Origin of the sequence: Streptococcus sanguinis SK1 = NCTC 7863, from assembly GCF_000194945.1 — a bacterium.
Taxonomy (GTDB): Bacteria; Bacillota; Bacilli; order Lactobacillales; family Streptococcaceae; genus Streptococcus; species Streptococcus sanguinis.
The window spans coordinates 1166216-1182958 of the sequence record NZ_GL878507.1 but is presented as its reverse complement, the minus strand read 5'-3'; the positions used below and the strand labels follow the sequence as shown (position 1 = coordinate 1182958).

Annotated in this window: 14 protein-coding genes; 7 read left to right on the top strand and 7 right to left on the bottom strand. The window is 42.2% G+C overall.

Translation table 11 applies throughout. The features are described from left to right. Nucleotides 1-15 precede the first annotated feature (15 nt). A complete protein-coding gene (locus HMPREF9378_RS05325; protein WP_002900968.1) occupies nt 16-633 on the bottom strand; it encodes a TetR/AcrR family transcriptional regulator in 618 nt (205 codons plus the stop codon). Nucleotides 634-786: 153 nt separating this feature from the next. Between HMPREF9378_RS05325 and HMPREF9378_RS05330 the strand changes: the two genes are divergently transcribed. From HMPREF9378_RS05330 to HMPREF9378_RS05350, 5 genes are all read left to right on the top strand, one after another. After that, nucleotides 787-1356 carry a LemA family protein gene (locus tag HMPREF9378_RS05330; RefSeq protein ID WP_002900967.1) on the top strand — a complete coding sequence of 190 codons (570 nt, stop codon included), beginning with the start codon at nt 787-789 and terminating at the stop codon, nt 1354-1356. Nucleotide 1357: 1 nt separating this feature from the next. Beyond that, nucleotides 1358-2254, top strand: coding sequence for a zinc metalloprotease HtpX (gene htpX, locus HMPREF9378_RS05335; RefSeq protein ID WP_032908888.1), 897 nt, complete (start codon nt 1358-1360; stop codon nt 2252-2254). A 76-nt stretch (nt 2255-2330) separates the two neighbouring features. Continuing rightward, the gene (locus HMPREF9378_RS05340; RefSeq protein ID WP_002900965.1) at nt 2331-3710 is read left to right on the top strand and encodes an ABC transporter permease; all 1380 of its coding nucleotides are present in this window, start codon (nt 2331-2333) and stop codon (nt 3708-3710) included. A 456-nt stretch (nt 3711-4166) separates the two neighbouring features. Beyond that, a complete protein-coding gene (locus HMPREF9378_RS05345) occupies nt 4167-5048 on the top strand; it encodes a helix-turn-helix domain-containing protein (RefSeq protein WP_002913822.1) in 882 nt (293 codons plus the stop codon). Between the two features lie 69 nt (nt 5049-5117). Then, nucleotides 5118-9845 (top strand): glycoside hydrolase family 70 protein, encoded by a 4728-nt coding sequence (locus HMPREF9378_RS05350; RefSeq protein ID WP_002913821.1) that lies wholly within the window; start codon nt 5118-5120, stop codon nt 9843-9845. Between the two features lie 130 nt (nt 9846-9975). Here the strand turns inward: HMPREF9378_RS05350 and HMPREF9378_RS05355 are convergent, their stop codons facing one another. Together HMPREF9378_RS05355 and HMPREF9378_RS05360 are read right to left on the bottom strand one after the other, a co-directional pair. Next, nucleotides 9976-11217 carry an MFS transporter gene (locus tag HMPREF9378_RS05355; protein WP_002913820.1) on the bottom strand — a complete coding sequence of 414 codons (1242 nt, stop codon included), beginning with the start codon at nt 11215-11217 and terminating at the stop codon, nt 9976-9978. Nucleotides 11218-11602: 385 nt separating this feature from the next. After that, nucleotides 11603-12436 (bottom strand): Rgg/GadR/MutR family transcriptional regulator, encoded by an 834-nt coding sequence (locus tag HMPREF9378_RS05360; protein WP_002913818.1) that lies wholly within the window; start codon nt 12434-12436, stop codon nt 11603-11605. 98 nt (nt 12437-12534) lie between these two features. Here HMPREF9378_RS05360 and HMPREF9378_RS05365 point away from each other — a divergent pair, with 98 nt between their 5' ends. Then, nucleotides 12535-13065: a YceD family protein gene (locus HMPREF9378_RS05365; RefSeq protein WP_002911930.1), complete on the top strand. Its 531-nt coding sequence runs from the start codon at nt 12535-12537 to the stop codon at nt 13063-13065. 305 nt (nt 13066-13370) lie between these two features. Here the strand turns inward: HMPREF9378_RS05365 and HMPREF9378_RS05370 are convergent, their stop codons facing one another. Genes HMPREF9378_RS05370 through HMPREF9378_RS05385 form a run of 4 tightly spaced genes read right to left on the bottom strand, consistent with a single transcriptional unit; the run spans nt 13371 to nt 16110 of the window. Further along, complete coding sequence (locus HMPREF9378_RS05370; RefSeq protein ID WP_002900959.1) at nt 13371-13664, bottom strand: DUF5960 family protein; 294 nt, start codon at nt 13662-13664, stop codon at nt 13371-13373. Beyond that, nucleotides 13642-14016 (bottom strand): hypothetical protein, encoded by a 375-nt coding sequence (locus tag HMPREF9378_RS05375; protein ID WP_002900958.1) that lies wholly within the window; start codon nt 14014-14016, stop codon nt 13642-13644. Before HMPREF9378_RS05375 ends, HMPREF9378_RS05370 begins: the two co-directional genes overlap by 23 nt. Beyond that, nucleotides 14013-15428 carry a Y-family DNA polymerase gene (locus tag HMPREF9378_RS05380; RefSeq protein WP_002900957.1) on the bottom strand — a complete coding sequence of 472 codons (1416 nt, stop codon included), beginning with the start codon at nt 15426-15428 and terminating at the stop codon, nt 14013-14015. Before HMPREF9378_RS05380 ends, HMPREF9378_RS05375 begins: the two co-directional genes overlap by 4 nt. 4 nt (nt 15429-15432) lie before the next feature. Next, nucleotides 15433-16110 (bottom strand): helix-turn-helix domain-containing protein, encoded by a 678-nt coding sequence (locus tag HMPREF9378_RS05385; protein WP_002900956.1) that lies wholly within the window; start codon nt 16108-16110, stop codon nt 15433-15435. A gap of 142 nt (nt 16111-16252) precedes the next feature. Between HMPREF9378_RS05385 and HMPREF9378_RS05390 the strand changes: the two genes are divergently transcribed. Further along, on the top strand, nt 16253-16741 hold the full coding sequence (locus tag HMPREF9378_RS05390; RefSeq protein ID WP_002900955.1) for a YcxB family protein: 489 nt from the start codon (nt 16253-16255) through the stop codon (nt 16739-16741). Nucleotides 16742-16743: the final 2 nt, after the last annotated feature.

Sequence of the window (16743 nt, the reverse complement as noted above, 5' to 3'; positions counted from 1 at the left end):
CTAGTGCTTAGCTGTCTAGCTGCTTTGAGTCTGAATCAAAGATAGAAAGGGATTGAAGTAGCCTTGCCGGCTGTGAAAAATAGTTTCTAAAAGATAGAGAAAAGCCTGCAGTTTTTGCTGCTGTTTTTCTGGGAGGAGAGCCTGAAAATTGCTACCAAAAGCTTGAAGCGAATAAGTAAGAACCATTTCCAGACTTTCGTATGGATAGTCAGTCTTCATGTCTCCAGCGGTGATGCCGTCTTGGATGATGGGAAGTAGAATCTGGGGTGCTCGTTCAAGAAGAATTTGATTGGTCTTTTCGTGCAGGAGCGCATTTTGTGGCTGATTGAGATGCAGTAGCACTTCCTCTCCCTCTTGGTGATTGAGATTCAGAGCAGCCATACTGCCAACCAAGCGTTCTAGGACAGTTAGTTCACGATTATTAGCAAAGGCTTGAGAAGCTGTAAAAGCTTGTTCAATAGTTCGCTCAATGATGGCATCCATTATCTCTTCCTTAGAAGAAAAGTAATAGTAGAGAGTACCACGGGCAATTTGAGTCGCTTCTAAAATCTGGGAGATAGAGGTTTGATCAAAGCCTTGCTCCATAAAAAGCTTCTGAGCAGTATCTAAGATAAAGTCTTTTTTATTGGCCATGTTTGCATCCTTTTTGGTGATAAAATTTTATTCGACCGACAGTCGGTTTATTCTTTCCTTTATCGTACATCTTTTCTAAATCAATGTCAAGAATAAAGACAGTTCCTCTATTTTTTGATATAATAAGTCTAATCAAAATTGAAGGAGTATATCATGACTTTTATTATTATTCTTATTATTGTCGCGGTTTTAGCATTCTTCGTTGTTGGTGCTTACAATACCTTGGTTAAAAGCCGCATGCAGACTCAGGAAGCTTGGAGTCAGATTGATGTGCAGCTTAAACGCCGTAATGACCTGATTCCTAACCTCTTGGAAACTGTCAAAGGCTATGGCAAGTATGAGCAGGCAACCTTGGAAAAGGTAACTCAACTGCGCAACCAGGTAGCTTCAGCTGCTTCACCAGCCGAAGCTATGCAAGCCAGCGACGCCCTTTCTCGTCAGATTTCTGGAATCTTTGCAGTAGCTGAAAGCTATCCAGATCTGAAAGCAAATACCAACTACTTGAAGTTGCAGGAAGAGCTGACCAATACTGAAAATAAAATTGCTTATTCTCGTCAGCTTTATAATTCAGTAACTAGCAACTACAATGTCAAGCTGGAAACTTTCCCAAGCAATATTGTTGCAGGAATGTTTGGCTTTAAAGCTGCAGATTTCCTCAAGACACCAGAAGAAGAAAAGGCTGTGCCAAAAGTTGACTTTGGCAGCACTGGACTAGGTGACTAAGATGTTATTTGATCAAATTGCCAGCAATAAAAGGAGGACTTGGCTCCTCCTTATCGCTTTTTTCGGTCTTTTGGCTCTTGTTGGAGCAGCTATTGGCTATCTATGGCTGCGGTCTGCTGTAGGTGGTGTCTTGCTAGCCTTGATTATCGGAGCTATTTATGCTGGAGTGATGATTTTTCAGTCTACAGAGGTTGTCATGGCGATGAACGGAGCTCGCGAGGTCTCTGAGCAGGAAGCGCCCGAACTCTATCATATTGTTCAAGATATGGCCATGGTCGCACAGATTCCTATGCCACGTGTCTATATCGTAGAGGATCCCTCTCCCAATGCTTTTGCTACCGGATCTAAGCCTGAAAATGCAGCTGTCGCAGCAACGACGGGTATCTTGCAAATCATGAATCGTGAGGAGCTTGAGGGAGTGATTGGTCATGAAGTCAGTCATATTCGCAATTATGATATTCGAATTTCAACGATTGCTGTGGCTCTGGCCAGTGCTATTACCCTGTTGTCTAGCCTGGCCGGCCGTATGATGTGGTTTGGTGGCGGACGTCGGAGTAGTAATGATCGAGATAACGATAGTGGATTAGGAATTATTCTCCTTATCGTATCACTGATTGCTATCGTTTTAGCTCCTCTGGCAGCTACCTTGGTGCAGTTAGCCATTTCTCGTCAGCGGGAGTTTCTGGCTGATGCTTCCAGTGTAGAGCTGACCCGCAATCCACAAGGGATGATTAATGCTCTGCTCAAGCTGGATCACAGCGAGCCTATGGAGCATCATGTTGATGATGCCAGTGCGGCTCTCTATATCAGCGACCCTAAGAAAGAAGGCGGACTGAAGAAACTTTTCTATACGCACCCTCCTATCTCAGAGCGGGTGGAGCGCTTAAAACAGATGTAAAAACTGGGAGAAATCTCAGTTTTTTTATTGTTTATGCTATAATGATAGACGAATAATATAGTAATTAGGAAATGTAATGAAAAAACTAAAAGCCTCTAAAGATTTATTTGCAATTTTTTATATTGTTAATTGGATTCTGTCTATAATAATAGCCCCTTTGGGTGGCTATGCAGTTATAGTTCTAATGCTATCTACTATAGAATTTCTGAGTTCAGGCAAGACAAGCATATTAATGCATTTTATGATGTTTGGTATGATTTTTAAGTTTGTTGTTCTGATCTATCTGTTTATTTATCTGATTTTGAGCCTTCGTTCGCTGATTCAGAGTATAAAGACAAGCAAGGACTCGCTTCATCTGGCTCCAATCAGTTTAATTCTGACTCTGTTGCTTCAGCTATTTCCATTCATCTCTGCTTTGAAAGATACGCGAACCATAGAACCTTATCGCTGGTTGATAGGGGTTGTGCCACTATGCTCGATTTTGTCTTTCCTCAGCTATCTTTACTCTCGGTATGGACTCAAAGGACAAAGAAAGAAGGCACTGCTCTGGGCAGGGCATGTGGTTAATGGCATGCTAACTTTGCTCATGGTTGTAGCTTTTTTTCAGCCTATCATTCCCCAATTAACACGAACCAGCCGAGTTCTCAGCAGCTTGGAGCAGGAGTACAAAAAGCGGGGTATGGATGCTAAGGTAGAGACTGTACCGAGTGGATACGGGGAAGAAGATTCGAATAATCCAGACTTTAATGATATATACCCAATCGGGAAATTTAAAGTAACTATTGGCAAGCATTCTTTTTATGAAGAAGTTCGAGTCAATAAGGCAGGAGGCATTGAAGAAGCTGCGTTTATTGATCCGAAAACAACACCTTCTCCCATCCTGCGAGTTATTCTCCAAAAGGAAAATAGTCAAGAAAATCTAATCAAAACGAAAGAAAATGTAGAAAAAAGTCTAGATAATATAGATGAGAGTGTTAATATCATTCCTCATTATGGGAATACAGAGGTTTCCGTAGAGTACATAACTAATCCTAAGCGCTCAAAACCCAAGAGCTTTGAGGAAAAAGATTTCAAGTTAAATTCTCTCTTTGATCTTACTGATGAGAAATTGCTAGAAAAAGAAGATGTTTGGATCAGTATTAGAATTGAGCTGAATCTGAAGCAAAGGCTCTTTGCTTCAGATTCAGGAGAAAAATTCTTGCATGATATGGACTATTCCCTCTTTCAGACAGGAAACTATGTCTTTGAGATAGAGGAGACAGACAAGGATAATGTTACTAGCAAAAAGCAATTTTTTGCTAAAATTAAGGACGGAAAGTTAGTCCAGTTAAACAAGAACGACAGTGACCAAGACTTGACTGAAGGGTCAGTATCATTGCTAGAATACTCTTATCGTGGTAGTATAGGCTATTCCATAGACGAAGGGTATGACCACATGGTTGATTGGCCTGATTGATACGGAAGGGAATAGAAGAGGGGGGATTTTATGATTCTATTCCCTCTTTTTTTAGTCAAATCTATTTTAGTTCATTAGGCAGATTTATTTTTCTTCCTTTCATTCATGTCTAAAAAATATTCGTTTAGATTTTGTTACAGTTTTATTTCAGTCATCTATAAACCTTAGATCATCCAAGTTTATTTTTGTATAAGTAAGGAGGCTAGGTTTGAAAAAGCCAGTGTTTTCAAGTTGTCAGGTTGAACCCTTCTGAAATTCTTATAAAATCAATATTTTCTTGAAAACCATAAAACTTTCAGAAAAAATCACTATATTGAGTATTCCTATCTTTCAAATTAATCTATTTGTATTATTTGGAAATATAAAGTATTTTTTTTGTAACATATTCGAAATATATTACTAGTATATTAAATTTAGTAAAAAATTTTATTGCATATATGAAACCGAGGGCTCAATATGTTGAAAACATTTGGAAAAATTTTCAAAGTCATTAGAGAATCAAAAAACATGTCTCTTAAAGAGGCTGCAGCCGGAGATATTTCAGTGGCTCAGCTGTCTCGTTTTGAGCGGGGAGTCAGTGGTATCACGCTTGATTCTTTCTATTGCTGCTTAAAGAATATGGCTGCTTCTCTAGACGAATTTCAGTATGTTTACCATAACTACATTGAGGCAGATGATGCGCTTTTCTCAAAAAAAGTAGCTGATGCTTATCAGGAAAACAATGTCGTCAAGCTCCAAAGTATATTGGCTAGCTCAGAAGCTTTGGCTAAAAAGTTCCCTGAGAAGAAGAATTATAGGCTTAATACAATTGTTGTTAGAGCAGTATTGTCTTCCTGCAGTCCAGATTTTCAGATTAGCAAGAAAGATGTAGAATTTCTGACCGATTATCTCTTTTCCGTTGAGGAGTGGGGGCGTTATGAGCTCTGGCTCTTTACTAATAGTGTGGATCTATTGACCTTGGAAACACTGGAGACCTTTGCTAGTGAGATGATTAACCGCACCCAGTTTTATAATAATCTACCGGAGAATCGCCGGCGTATTATCAAGATGCTGCTTAATGTTATCAGCGTCTGCATAGAGAGTAATCATTTGCTGGTTGCTATGAGATTCCTCAATTATCTTGACCATTCTAAAATCCCTGAGACAGATCTTTATGATCGGATGCTGATTAAGTATCATAGGGCTCTTTATTCCTACAAGGTTGGGAATAGCTATGCTCTGAGTGATATTGAGGAGTGCTTATCTTTCTTGGAATTTTTAGATTCCTTCGGTGTTGCCCAGAAGCTCAAGGCTCAGTTTGAAAGAATTTGCCTTTCGCAGTTGCAGATGTGCAAATAAAATAGACTCATTTCTAAAAATATACTAGAATAAGAGTATAACTTTATACCAAATTCAGAAGGAGGCTTTATGATGGAGAAAAAAATTCATTATAAGATGCATAAAGTTAAGAAGAACTGGGTAGCCATCGGTGTGACTACCTTAGCACTTATCGTAGCACCAAAAGTACTTGGTCTCGAAGCAGGTCTTGTCCACGCTGATGATGTTAAGCAGGTGGCAGTTCAAGAACCAACTGCAGCTCAGGATAGTGGCTCAGGGCAGCCAGTTCAAGTACAAGCTAACTCAGCTTCTCAGTTGGAAGCAGAAAAAACAGCTTCTGCGGACCAAGCAACTTACAGAGCTACCGCAGCAAGTCCAGCAAGCATTGAAAAGACAGCTGAAGCAACAGAGGCAGTAGGTGAAACCGATGCTCAAGAACCAGCAAAGCAGGTAGAAGCAGCAGCTACAGAAAATGCAGCCGTTGCTGAAGAAGCAAAAGCAGCTAACGCAACATCAGAATCAGCTAAAACGGAAGCAATTGCTCAGGATAGACAAGCAAGTCCAGCAACTGTTCAAAAGCAGGCTGCTGACAAACAAGCAAAAAAGACTGTTACAGACAAAATTGTTGCAAATCCAAAGGTTGCAAAGAAAGATCGCTTGCCAGAACCGGTTCAAAGACAGGGAGCGATAGCTGAAAGAATGCGTGCTGCTCAAGCTCAAGCGGCGCCTGTTAATACTGAGCATGATGATGATGTGCTGGCTCACATCAAGACCATTGATGGCAAGAAATACTATGTTCAGGACGACGGTACAGTTAAAAAGAATTTTGCAGTTGAGCTTAATGGAAAAGTTCTTTATTTCGATGCAGAGACCGGAGCCTTGGTTGATTCAGCTGAGTATCAATTCCAGCAAGGTACTAGCAGCCTCAACAATGAATTTAGCAGAATGAATGCCTTCCATGGCACTACGGAAAAGGATATTGAAACAGTTGACGGCTATCTGACAGCGGATACTTGGTATCGTCCAAAAGCTATCCTCAAGGATGGAAAAACATGGACTCAGTCTACAGAGACTGACTTGCGTCCGCTTTTAATGGCTTGGTGGCCTGATAAGCAAACGCAGGTTAGCTATCTTAACTATATGAACCAGCAAGGTTTGGGAGCAGGAGCTTTTGAAAACAAAGTGGAACAAGCTATCTTGACAGGTGCTTCTCAGCAGGTTCAGCGCAAAATTGAAGAAAGAATCGGTAAAGAAGGCGATACTAAATGGCTGAGAACACTGATGGGCGCATTTGTCAAAACTCAGCCAAACTGGAATATCAAGACAGAGTCTGAAACAACTGGTACTAATAAGGACCACTTGCAAGGCGGAGCTCTGCTTTATACCAATAATGAGAAGACTTCTCATGCTAATTCTAAGTACCGTATCCTGAACCGCACACCAACCAACCAAACTGGTACACCTAAGTACTTCATTGACAAGTCAAATGGTGGTTATGAGTTCCTGCTAGCTAACGACTTTGACAACTCTAATCCAGCTGTTCAGGCTGAGCAACTCAACTGGCTGCACTTTATGATGAACTTCGGTAGCATCGTAGCCAATGATCCGACTGCTAACTTTGACGGAGTCCGTGTCGATGCGGTGGACAATGTCAATGCGGACTTGCTCCAGATTGCTTCTGATTACTTCAAGTCTCGCTACAAGGTTGGAGAAAGTGAAGAAGAAGCCATCAAGCATCTGTCTATCTTGGAAGCTTGGTCTGACAACGACCCTGACTACAACAAAGACACCAAGGGTGCTCAATTACCGATTGATAATAAGCTTCGTCTGTCCTTGCTTTATTCGTTCATGCGTAAGCTTTCTATCCGTAGTGGTGTAGAGCCAACGATTACGAATAGTCTGAATGACCGTTCTACTGAAAAGAAAAATGGCGAACGGATGGCCAACTATATCTTTGTTCGGGCTCATGATAGTGAAGTGCAAACCGTTATTGCCGATATCATCCGAGAAAATATCAATCCAAACACGGATGGTTTGACCTTTACCATGGATGAGCTCAAGCAAGCCTTCAAGATCTACAACGAAGATATGCGCAAGGCCGACAAGAAGTATACGCAGTTCAATATCCCAACTGCTCATGCTCTCATGCTCTCCAACAAAGACTCCATCACTCGGGTCTACTATGGTGATCTCTATACAGATGACGGTCAATATATGGAGAAAAAATCTCCTTACCACGATGCTATCGATGCCCTGTTGCGTGCTCGTATTAAGTATGTAGCTGGCGGACAGGACATGAAAGTCACCTATATGGGTGTCCCTCGTGAGGCTGATAAATGGTCTTACAATGGTATTTTAACCTCTGTTCGTTACGGTACTGGTGCTAACGAAGCAACAGATGAAGGAACAGCAGAAACTCGTACCCAAGGGATGGCAGTTATTGCTTCTAATAATCCGAATCTGAAACTGAACGAATGGGATAAACTGCAAGTCAATATGGGAGCAGCCCATAAGAATCAATACTACCGCCCTGTGCTCTTGACGACCAAAGATGGTATTTCCCGCTATTTAACTGACGAAGAAGTGCCTCAATCCCTCTGGAAGAAGACAGATGCCAATGGTATTTTGACCTTTGATATGAATGATATCGCAGGTTACAGCAATGTCCAAGTTTCTGGTTATCTGGCTGTTTGGGTACCAGTTGGTGCTAAGGCAGATCAGGATGCTCGTGTAACAGCCAGCAAGAAGAAAAATGCCAGCGGTCAGGTTTACGAATCTAGCGCAGCTCTTGATTCTCAGTTGATTTACGAAGGCTTCTCTAACTTCCAAGACTTTGCAACTCGTGATGACCAATATACCAATAAAGTCATTGCTAAAAATGTCAACCTCTTCAAGGAATGGGGAGTGACTTCATTTGAGCTGCCACCGCAGTACGTATCTAGCCAAGACGGTACTTTCCTAGATTCTATCATCCAGAATGGTTATGCCTTTGAAGACCGCTATGATATGGCTATGAGCAAAAACAATAAATATGGTTCTTTAGATGACCTGCTCAATGCTCTCCGTGCTCTTCACAGTGTCAATATCCAAGCCATTGCGGACTGGGTGCCAGACCAAATCTACAACCTGCCAGGCAAGGAAGTGGTAACAGCAACTCGTGTCAACAACTACGGAACCTACCGTGAAGGCGCAGAAATCAAGGAAAATCTTTACGTTGCCAATACTAAAACGAATGGTACAGACTATCAAGGCAAGTATGGTGGAGCCTTCTTGGATGAACTCAAAGCTAAATACCCAGAAATCTTTGAAAGAGTACAGATTTCCAACGGTCAAAAGATGACGACTGATGAGAAGATTACCAAGTGGTCAGCTAAACACTTCAACGGTACCAATATCTTAGGTCGTGGTGCTTACTATGTTCTTAAAGACTGGGCTAGCAACGAATATCTCAACAACAAGAATGGTGAGATGGTACTGCCTAAGCAATTAGTTAATAAGAATGCTTACACAGGATTTGTCAAAGATACTACTGGATTCAAGTACTATTCAACTAGTGGCTATCAAGCTAGAAATTCCTTTATCCAAGATGAAAATGGAAATTGGTATTACTTCGATAAACGAGGTTACCTAGCAACAGGTGCTCATGAAATTGATGGCAAGCAAGTTTATTTCCTCAAGAATGGTATTCAGCTGCGTGATTCTCTCCGTGAAGATGAAAACGGCAATCAGTACTACTACGATAAGACTGGTGCCCAAGTTCTCAACCGTTACTACACTACTGATGGCCAAAACTGGCGTTACTTTGATGCCAAGGGTGTCATGGCTAGAGGTCTGGTAACTATGGGCGGCAATCAGCAATTCTTCGACCAAAACGGCTACCAAGTCAAAGGCAAGATTGCGCGTGCCAAAGATGGTAAACTTCGTTACTTTGATAAGGATTCAGGTAATGCTGCTGCTAACCGCTTTGCCCAAGGTGATAATCCAAGTGACTGGTACTATTTCGGAGCAGATGGTGTTGCAGTAACAGGTCTTCAAAAACTTGGCCAGCAAACACTTTACTTCGACCAAGAAGGCAAGCAAGTCAAGGGTAAAATCGTGACACTTGCAGACAAGAGTATCCGTTACTTCGATGTCAACTCAGGAGAAATGGCAGTCGGCAAGTTTGCAGAAGGATCTAAGAATGAATGGTATTACTTCGATCAGGCTGGTAAAGCAGTGACAGGTCTTCAGAAGATTGGCCAACAAACCCTTTACTTTGACCAAGATGGCAAGCAAGTCAAAGGTAAAGTAGTAACTCTGGCTGATAAATCTATCCGTTACTTCGATGCTAATTCAGGAGAAATGGCAGTCGGCAAGTTTGCAGAAGGTGCCAAGAACGAATGGTATTACTTCGATCAGGCTGGTAAAGCAGTGACAGGTCTTCAGAAGATTGGCCAACAAACCCTTTACTTCGACCAAAATGGTAAGCAAGTCAAAGGACAGCTAGTAACTCTGGCTGATAAATCAATCCGTTACTTCGATGCCAACTCAGGAGAAATGGCAGCCAACAAGTTTTTTGAAGGTGCCAAGAACGAATGGTACTACTTCGATCAGGCTGGTAAAGCAGTGACTGGTTTGCAGCAGATTGGCCAACAAACCCTTTACTTCGACCAAAATGGCAAGCAAGTCAAAGGTAAGATTGTCTATGTCAATGGTGCTAACCGTTACTTTGATGCCAATTCAGGCGAAATGGCACGCAATAAATGGATTCAGCTAGAAGATGGAAGTTGGATGTACTTTGATCGCAATGGTAGAGGCAGACGCTTCGGCTGGAACTAATAGCAATAGAATAGGCTAAATGAAACTTAATCTTTAGCTTTCTAATACACAAAAACGATAACTTCTTGTTTGGAAGTTATCGTTTTTAGCTGTGTTCTGGGAGAATAAATTTAGAAACAAGATTGATCTATCATCTTTCTTTAACATCTTTCTTTTTTTCGATAGATAGGAGTAGAGCAATCACACCGATAATGCTGAAGATGAGCCAGCTAGCGTTCATATTCCAGAGGGCTAGGCTGCTGAAGACCATAGTGCCAAAGGGAACAGAGAAAGAAAAGAGCAGACTCAGAAAGCTGGAAGTCTGAGCGAGAACATCAGAAGGCAATTTGCTCAGTAAGAGGGTGTTGATTTTGGGATTAATCTTGCCGGAGATATAAGCTAGTAAAAATCCAAAAGCAATGCCGACGAAAACAGGCAGATGCAAGAAATTGCTGACAGCAAGCAGAATCATTGTGAGAGCAGCCCAGAGGGTTAGTTGATTTAGAGAGAGGCGGCTAAAGTAATCGTTGGGAGTCAGACTGGCTGCGATCATGGCTAGGACAAGAGTGGTCTGAAGAACCAAGAGAGACTGACTAAAGGACAGCTGGAAGATGGGGTTATCCAGCAAGTAGAGATTATAAAGAGCTATAAGAGAACCTGCCATAGCGTTGACGATCAGGATTTGAGTCAGCAGTTTGAGAAAATTGTTAGAACCTTCCTGCTCAAAGATGAGCTTGGACGATGTGTACATTTTCTTCAACTCTTCTTTCAGAGGAGCTTTTCTCTCAGAAATTGCCACAGGGTCATGGGTCAATCTGTGGCGGACTAGGTAGAGGATGGTGGAGGATAGGAGAAAGGTCAAGGCGTTAACCAAAGCAACTAAGAAAAAGTCTTGCTGGCTGACGGTTAGGAGCCAAACTCCCAAAGCTTGTCCGGCCAGGCTGCAGAGAAAGCTGATAAGCTGGGTAAAAGAGAAGGCTTCCATAAGGTCTTTCTCTGGAACATTCTTTTTTAAAATCGGCATTTGTAGGCCACTGCGGTAATCGCTGATGATATCTGAAAGAATATTCATCAAGCAGACGGCTGAAAAGGCTAGATATGAGCTAGAGCGAGTCATGAAGGCGACAAGGACAAAGAGCAGGGCTTGAAGATAACCAAAATGAATCAACCAGCGAGCCTTATGGACGGTCTTGTCAGCTTTGATGCCGGCAAAGATAGTAAAGAAAGTCGGAACCAGGACGATAAAATTAGCCACAGCAATAGCAAACTTGGGATTGGGCATGCTGGAAGCAAATACCACAAAAACAATATTGAAAATAGAAGCTCCCAAGGTGTTGAAGATTCGGGAAAGGCTGAGTGAGGCATAGACTCTATTTTTAAAAAATAATTTCATCGTAGACTCCTTTTCTAAACTGCAAGAATGAATGAAAGCTGATTGGGTACATCTGTAATCTGGCTTTTGTTTTTCTCTTTCTGATGACCATTATAGACCGTTTAAAGCCAAAAACAAGGGCTTTTCGGCAACCGGTTAGGTCTCATAAGTAAGTGGTAAAATTCTGAAAGTGACTTGCGCTAGCTCTTTATGCTTTTAGTATAAAATAGAGAATCCAATCTGCAGGAAACGTTGCATATATTCAACGATTTTCGGGTAGAAACTTTTAAATCAGAAAGGTGGAGCTCGAGTAGGAATAAAAAACCACTTTCCAACTCAAAATTGCTGAGCTTAAAAGCGGAAATTTGCATTATTTGCTATATTTTTGAAAAGCAGTATCAAGGGCTTATTGATAGTAGTCAGCGCTATGCTGACAGTTCAAGATTCGGAAAATGTCGACTGCTTGCTTCATTTGAGTAAGCCCCTCTTCTGTTTGCCCTTTCAAAAAGGCTAGCTCTCCCTGAGCAAAGAGATAGACAATTCGGAAGTAAGTCTCATTTTCTTCGTAAAAGTGTCGCTCAATGATTTGTTGGAAATAGTCTGCTTGGGTGACGTTTTCCTGACTGATGGCCAGAAGATAACCATTAAGAAAGGTAGTGTGCAGGGTATTGCGATTGTTGGCAAACAAGGATGCAAAATCATTTCTTGAGAGGATTTCTTTGGTGTATTGGGAAAACAAGTCTAGAGATAAAACCGGAGTGCAGACAGAGAATAGATTGAGTTCGTAGCGCCCCCAAATATCAACTGAAAAGAGGTAATCATGGAGGAAATCTAGCTCGCCTGGGCTGGCCTTTTCAGACTCCTTGAGGGCGCAGAGATAGGCCTTTACAATCAGGCGTTCAACCCAATCGCTAGACTTCTTGCTTTTTTGAGCGATTTTTTCTTTTTCCAGATAAAGTTTTTCTAAGAGGTCCAGCTGATTGGCTTGCAACAGGTCTTGGATGTGGCTTAAGAGTTCCTTGTGAGAATGATGATTCTGGATGCCAGCTGCAACGGTAAATTCTTCCGTTTCCGTGTGAATGGCGCTGAGAGCGCTAAAAAGTTTCTGTGCCGACAGTTCGCTCTGCCCATTTTCAAAGCGAGAGAGCATAGATTTTGAAAATTCTCCGCCAGTCGCCTCGGATAAAGAGATGTGCCTTGCCTCTCGAAAAAATCTAAAAACCTGTCCTAGATGTTTCATTTTCTTCCCTCCTTGAATTTTATTATAACAAAATAATTTTCAATAACATTGGAGCGCCCAAACATGATATAATATAAAGAAAAAACAAAGAGGAACTTATGTTGCATATTCAAGAAATTCGGAAGAATCCAGATGGTCTAGCTTTTGAGAAAAAGCTAGACTTGGAAGAAGAGTTAAAAGAACGCAATCCTGAGATTTTAGATGTTCAGGATATTATAGCCAAAGGAAAGGTTCAATATGAAGACGGCCTTTATTTTCTGGATTATGATCTGTCTTATACCATTACTTTAACGTCCAGTCGTAGCATGGAGCCAGTAGAGCTCAAGGAGTCTTATCTAGTCAACGAAATTTTCATGGAAGAAGGACAGGCTGCATCGCAGGATCTGATTGATCAGGACTTGGTGCTGCCGATTGAAAATGGCGAGATTAATGTAGCCGAGAGTGTAGCTGACAATATCCTGATGAATATCCCGCTGAAAATTCTAACAGCTGAGGAAGAAGCCGGCCAAGGCTTTCTGTCAGGTCAGGACTGGCAAGTTATGACGGAAGAGGAATTTGCCGCTGCTCAGGAAGCTCAAAAAGAGAAGAACAATCCTTTCGCTGGTTTGCAAGGACTGTTTGATGAATAATTCTTGTAAAAATTGTGAAATCGATAAAAAATAAAAGAAAAGATAAATTGTTATGACCCGCACCCCAAAAGTTAGACAGAAAATCTAACGATTGGGGTGTTTTTGGTATGAAATTAGTTTATACAAATGAACTGAATAGATAACCTAAAAAGAATGGCGTTTCTTGGGTTCAGATTGACCTCCAATACAATATAGCTGGCCCAAATCTTCAATATTATTCCCCTGACTTAAAGCAAGAAATAATTGAGAAGATACTAGTAGATGGCCAGCCCTATACAATAAGCTCCCAGACTCAGTTTGGGAGCTTATTGATTTATATCTTCTGTTTGGCCTTGATAGTGGTAAATGCAGAGTCGGTTTGCTTGGTCTGGTCGACTGACGGTAAAGTGGAAGTAATGTTCCTTTTTATCCAAGCTTTTGGTCTTGGAGAGTTTGAAATAAGAGGCTTGGCGGCTGGCCATGTGGAGTAGGATGTCGTCTTCCATGACCATTAGAGGCTGGGGAAGATTGGAAAATTGATAAAAATCCTCTTGAAATTGATAGTAATTCTGGGAAAAATAGTCGAATTGAAGTTCCTCATGTACATTCTGAGTGGTCATCTACGCCTCCTGAAGCATGTATCGAAAGAATCTGATGGATAGCAAGGCCTTTGTAATGGTCACCTTCCTGCAGGAGGACTTGCTTGCAGTCCAGATGAAAGACGGTAGCAGTAACGTCGATCAGCTTTTCCTGATTAAGAAAGGTGATTCGGATGGGAACTTGCTGGCTGTAAGCTTGGTTGAGTAAGTGGAATTTTTCCTGTCTGTCAAGCTGGGTCAGGCGACTGATATCTAGTTCTTTTTTGGCCAGAGCAGTGCTGTGTTCAGAGAGGAAAAAGCCAGCCCACTTAGCCATGCCTCGATCCTGAAAGTCACGAGCCGACTGGTAGGGGAGGTAGGAGCGGTCGGTCATGATAAGCCCTCCAGCCCTCCAGCTGAATGGCCACCTGTTAGCTTGCTTCGAGCGATGGCACGGGAGGAGTCCAGCAAGGCCGATCCCTTAAGCAAAGAGGCAAATCCGAAGCGATCTCTGATGCGGTCAATCGTCAGCTGGAGCTCCTCTTCTTTTTGAATTTGCAGAGGATCATCAAAGAGAGAAATCAGACCATAAGCTTGATCGACAAAGTCACTGTAAAAAACGCCAATCTGTCGGATAGCCCTGCCCTGATATTTAGAACGAAAAAGCTGAACGACGATTTGAGCCAATCGATCGCTGTTATTGGTAGGCTCAATTTTTCTCTGTGTATGAATGGAAGGCAGGCGCTCCTGCTTGGAATAGCGGGCATAGATGGAGACACACTGGCACTTCTTACCAGACCGTCTGAGCCGAATGGCGACTTGCTCAGCCATTTCTTGGAAAACAAGCTCAATCTCTGCCTGCTGTCTATAGTCTCGGGGGAGAATTTGCGAATTCCCTAGTCCATGCGACTTGACCTGATAAGGCTTGTGAACATTGCTTTCATCAATGCCATGAGCGTGAAACCAAAGCTGCAGACCCATAACCCCCATTTCTTTTTTGAGAATATCGGGGTTAAAGTGAGCTAAATCATAAATGGAGTGGATGCCTAGTTTCTCAAGACGAGTGGCCGTTCGGTGGCCAATGCCCCAAAAATCAGTCATGTTTGGAATAGTCCAGACCTTACTGGGAACATCTTCATAGGACCAGTTGACCCGCATCTTTTTTGTATGTTTGGCTTCAATGTCCAAGGCTAATTTGGCTAGAAGAGGATTGGCGTTGCTCAGGCCGATAGAGGCATAAATCCCGGTCTTCTTCCAGATAGCCTGTTGAATGCGGGCAGCCAGCAGGTCCAGTTTGGTCCTGCGGTCCAGCGTCTGATCGGGAATGAAGTAGTTGATAGAGCTTGTCAAATCTAGGAAGCCCTCATCGATTGAGTAGGGGAAAATGTCGTCGGGAGCTGCGAAATCCTGGAAAATTTTTTGGATTTCCATATTTTTCTGGATGTAGTAGTTCATTCGAGGTGGGACCAATAGGGTCTTTTGAGCCGCATCTTCAATAAAGCGCACATAATCTGCTGTAATCGGCAGTCCCTGCTTGCGGGCAGCAGCATAGTTGAACTTGCGGGTGTGAACATCAAAAGGAAGATTATAGCTTCGGCTGACATTCTGGCTGCCGAAATTCTTTTTAAAGAGAGGGGTGGCAGCTAGTATCAGTCCGGCAGAATTTTCAATTCGGCTCATGACACAGAGCGAGGTTTTTAAAGGGTCAAGGCCGAGGGCAATGCATTCACAAGAGGCGTAAAAACTTTTCATATCCACAAAAGCAATGTCTGAACGAGGCTCGCGTGAATAATCAAATAGGACCATAGTTTTATACCTCAATCGGCAGAAAATGTCCAACTACGATACCAACAATGCTAGGCTGGTCTTCGTAGGGAGCAAAGAGATCCTCGTAGTCAGGATTGATAGACTCTAAACGTAGACCTTCAGCTTCACGATAGACTTTTTTGATATAGGTCTTGCCATTCCACATGAGAGCATAGACTGCCCCATCGTAGTCGAATCCTGTCTGTTTCATAAGGGCAACAGAGCCATTTGGATACTTGGGCTCCATAGAATCCCCAGAGACCCAAGATGCAAAGTCGTGCTGGATGTCTTGATCAAAGTAGACAGTTTCGTAGTCTGTCTCATTGTCATAATAACTGTGCCCGCGACCTGCAGCTAGCTCAACGGATAGAACTTTATAGGCTGTAAGAGAGCTAACCTTGCGCTGTCTCTCTAGGAGTTGACTAGCTAGCTGGTCTACTTCCTTTTTATGCGGTGGGGTTAGTAAAGGGTAGGTGTAGAGCGTACTGGTCTCATCCACAAAGTAGTTCTCTTGGACCTTGAGACAGGTGGCCAACCTCCTGAGATTTTTTGCGTGGGGTTCTGCTAGGCCATTTTCCCAGGCAGAGTACGTCTTTCTGGAAATTCCGAGCTCTTGGTAAATGGAAGCCTGTGCCAGATTAAGCTCCAGCCGGCGTTTTTTTAATTTTTCATGCGAAAACATATCACACCTCCTATGTAACGTTTTAAAAGTTACGTATAGTATACCAGATGAAATCGAGAAAAGCAAGTTCTTTATTGAATATTGTTATTTCCATCAAGAGTGTGGTAAACTGTAGGGAGGAATATGACTTGGAGGTAGAGAGATGTTTCCTATGACAGCAAAAACGATCATGACAGAAGAAGCTTATCGCCGTTTCGCTTGGACCAATTTTTGGTATAAAAAGAATGGAATCTTCTCACTGATTCTCCCTGAGATAGTGGTGCTGATATGCGGTGCAATCTGTTTTTTTATCGGGGAACCTTTACCAGGCGTAGCTTTTCTTGTTACTGTGGCTGTCCTTCCTTTTCTTTACTATCTGTCCATGAATCGACATATTAAAAAGTTTTATAGAGGCAACCCCCTCTGGCATGATATAGAGCAGGAGTTTAGCTTCTATGAGACAGACTTTCGTGTCGTTAATCGGAATAACAATGCCAGATTTGACTATCAAGATATTGTGGCGATTATAGACAAGCCAGAAACTTTTTATATCATGGTTGGCCGGTCAATGGGGCTGATCTTGGATAAGGCAGACTGTCAGCCTGAATTAATTGATTTTTTACTAAAACTAAAAGAAAACAGAAGTCTCTAATT

What these genes read in the sequence shown, in the direction of transcription:
- htpX (WP_032908888.1), top strand. Translation starts at nt 1,358, where the DNA reads ATGTTATTTGATCAAATTGCCAGCAATAAAAGGAGGACTTGGCTCCTC.
- HMPREF9378_RS05355 (WP_002913820.1), bottom strand. Translation starts at nt 11,217, where the DNA reads ATGAAATTATTTTTTAAAAATAGAGTCTATGCCTCACTCAGCCTTTCC.
- HMPREF9378_RS05365 (WP_002911930.1), top strand. Translation starts at nt 12,535, where the DNA reads ATGTTGCATATTCAAGAAATTCGGAAGAATCCAGATGGTCTAGCTTTT.
- HMPREF9378_RS05370 (WP_002900959.1), bottom strand. Translation starts at nt 13,664, where the DNA reads ATGACCACTCAGAATGTACATGAGGAACTTCAATTCGACTATTTTTCC.
- HMPREF9378_RS05375 (WP_002900958.1), bottom strand. Translation starts at nt 14,016, where the DNA reads ATGACCGACCGCTCCTACCTCCCCTACCAGTCGGCTCGTGACTTTCAG.
- HMPREF9378_RS05340 (WP_002900965.1), top strand. Translation starts at nt 2,331, where the DNA reads ATGAAAAAACTAAAAGCCTCTAAAGATTTATTTGCAATTTTTTATATT.
- HMPREF9378_RS05390 (WP_002900955.1), top strand. Translation starts at nt 16,253, where the DNA reads ATGTTTCCTATGACAGCAAAAACGATCATGACAGAAGAAGCTTATCGC.
- HMPREF9378_RS05350 (WP_002913821.1), top strand. Translation starts at nt 5,118, where the DNA reads ATGATGGAGAAAAAAATTCATTATAAGATGCATAAAGTTAAGAAGAAC.
- HMPREF9378_RS05385 (WP_002900956.1), bottom strand. Translation starts at nt 16,110, where the DNA reads ATGTTTTCGCATGAAAAATTAAAAAAACGCCGGCTGGAGCTTAATCTG.
- HMPREF9378_RS05360 (WP_002913818.1), bottom strand. Translation starts at nt 12,436, where the DNA reads ATGAAACATCTAGGACAGGTTTTTAGATTTTTTCGAGAGGCAAGGCAC.
- HMPREF9378_RS05345 (WP_002913822.1), top strand. Translation starts at nt 4,167, where the DNA reads ATGTTGAAAACATTTGGAAAAATTTTCAAAGTCATTAGAGAATCAAAA.
- HMPREF9378_RS05380 (WP_002900957.1), bottom strand. Translation starts at nt 15,428, where the DNA reads ATGGTCCTATTTGATTATTCACGCGAGCCTCGTTCAGACATTGCTTTT.
- HMPREF9378_RS05330 (WP_002900967.1), top strand. Translation starts at nt 787, where the DNA reads ATGACTTTTATTATTATTCTTATTATTGTCGCGGTTTTAGCATTCTTC.
- HMPREF9378_RS05325 (WP_002900968.1), bottom strand. Translation starts at nt 633, where the DNA reads ATGGCCAATAAAAAAGACTTTATCTTAGATACTGCTCAGAAGCTTTTT.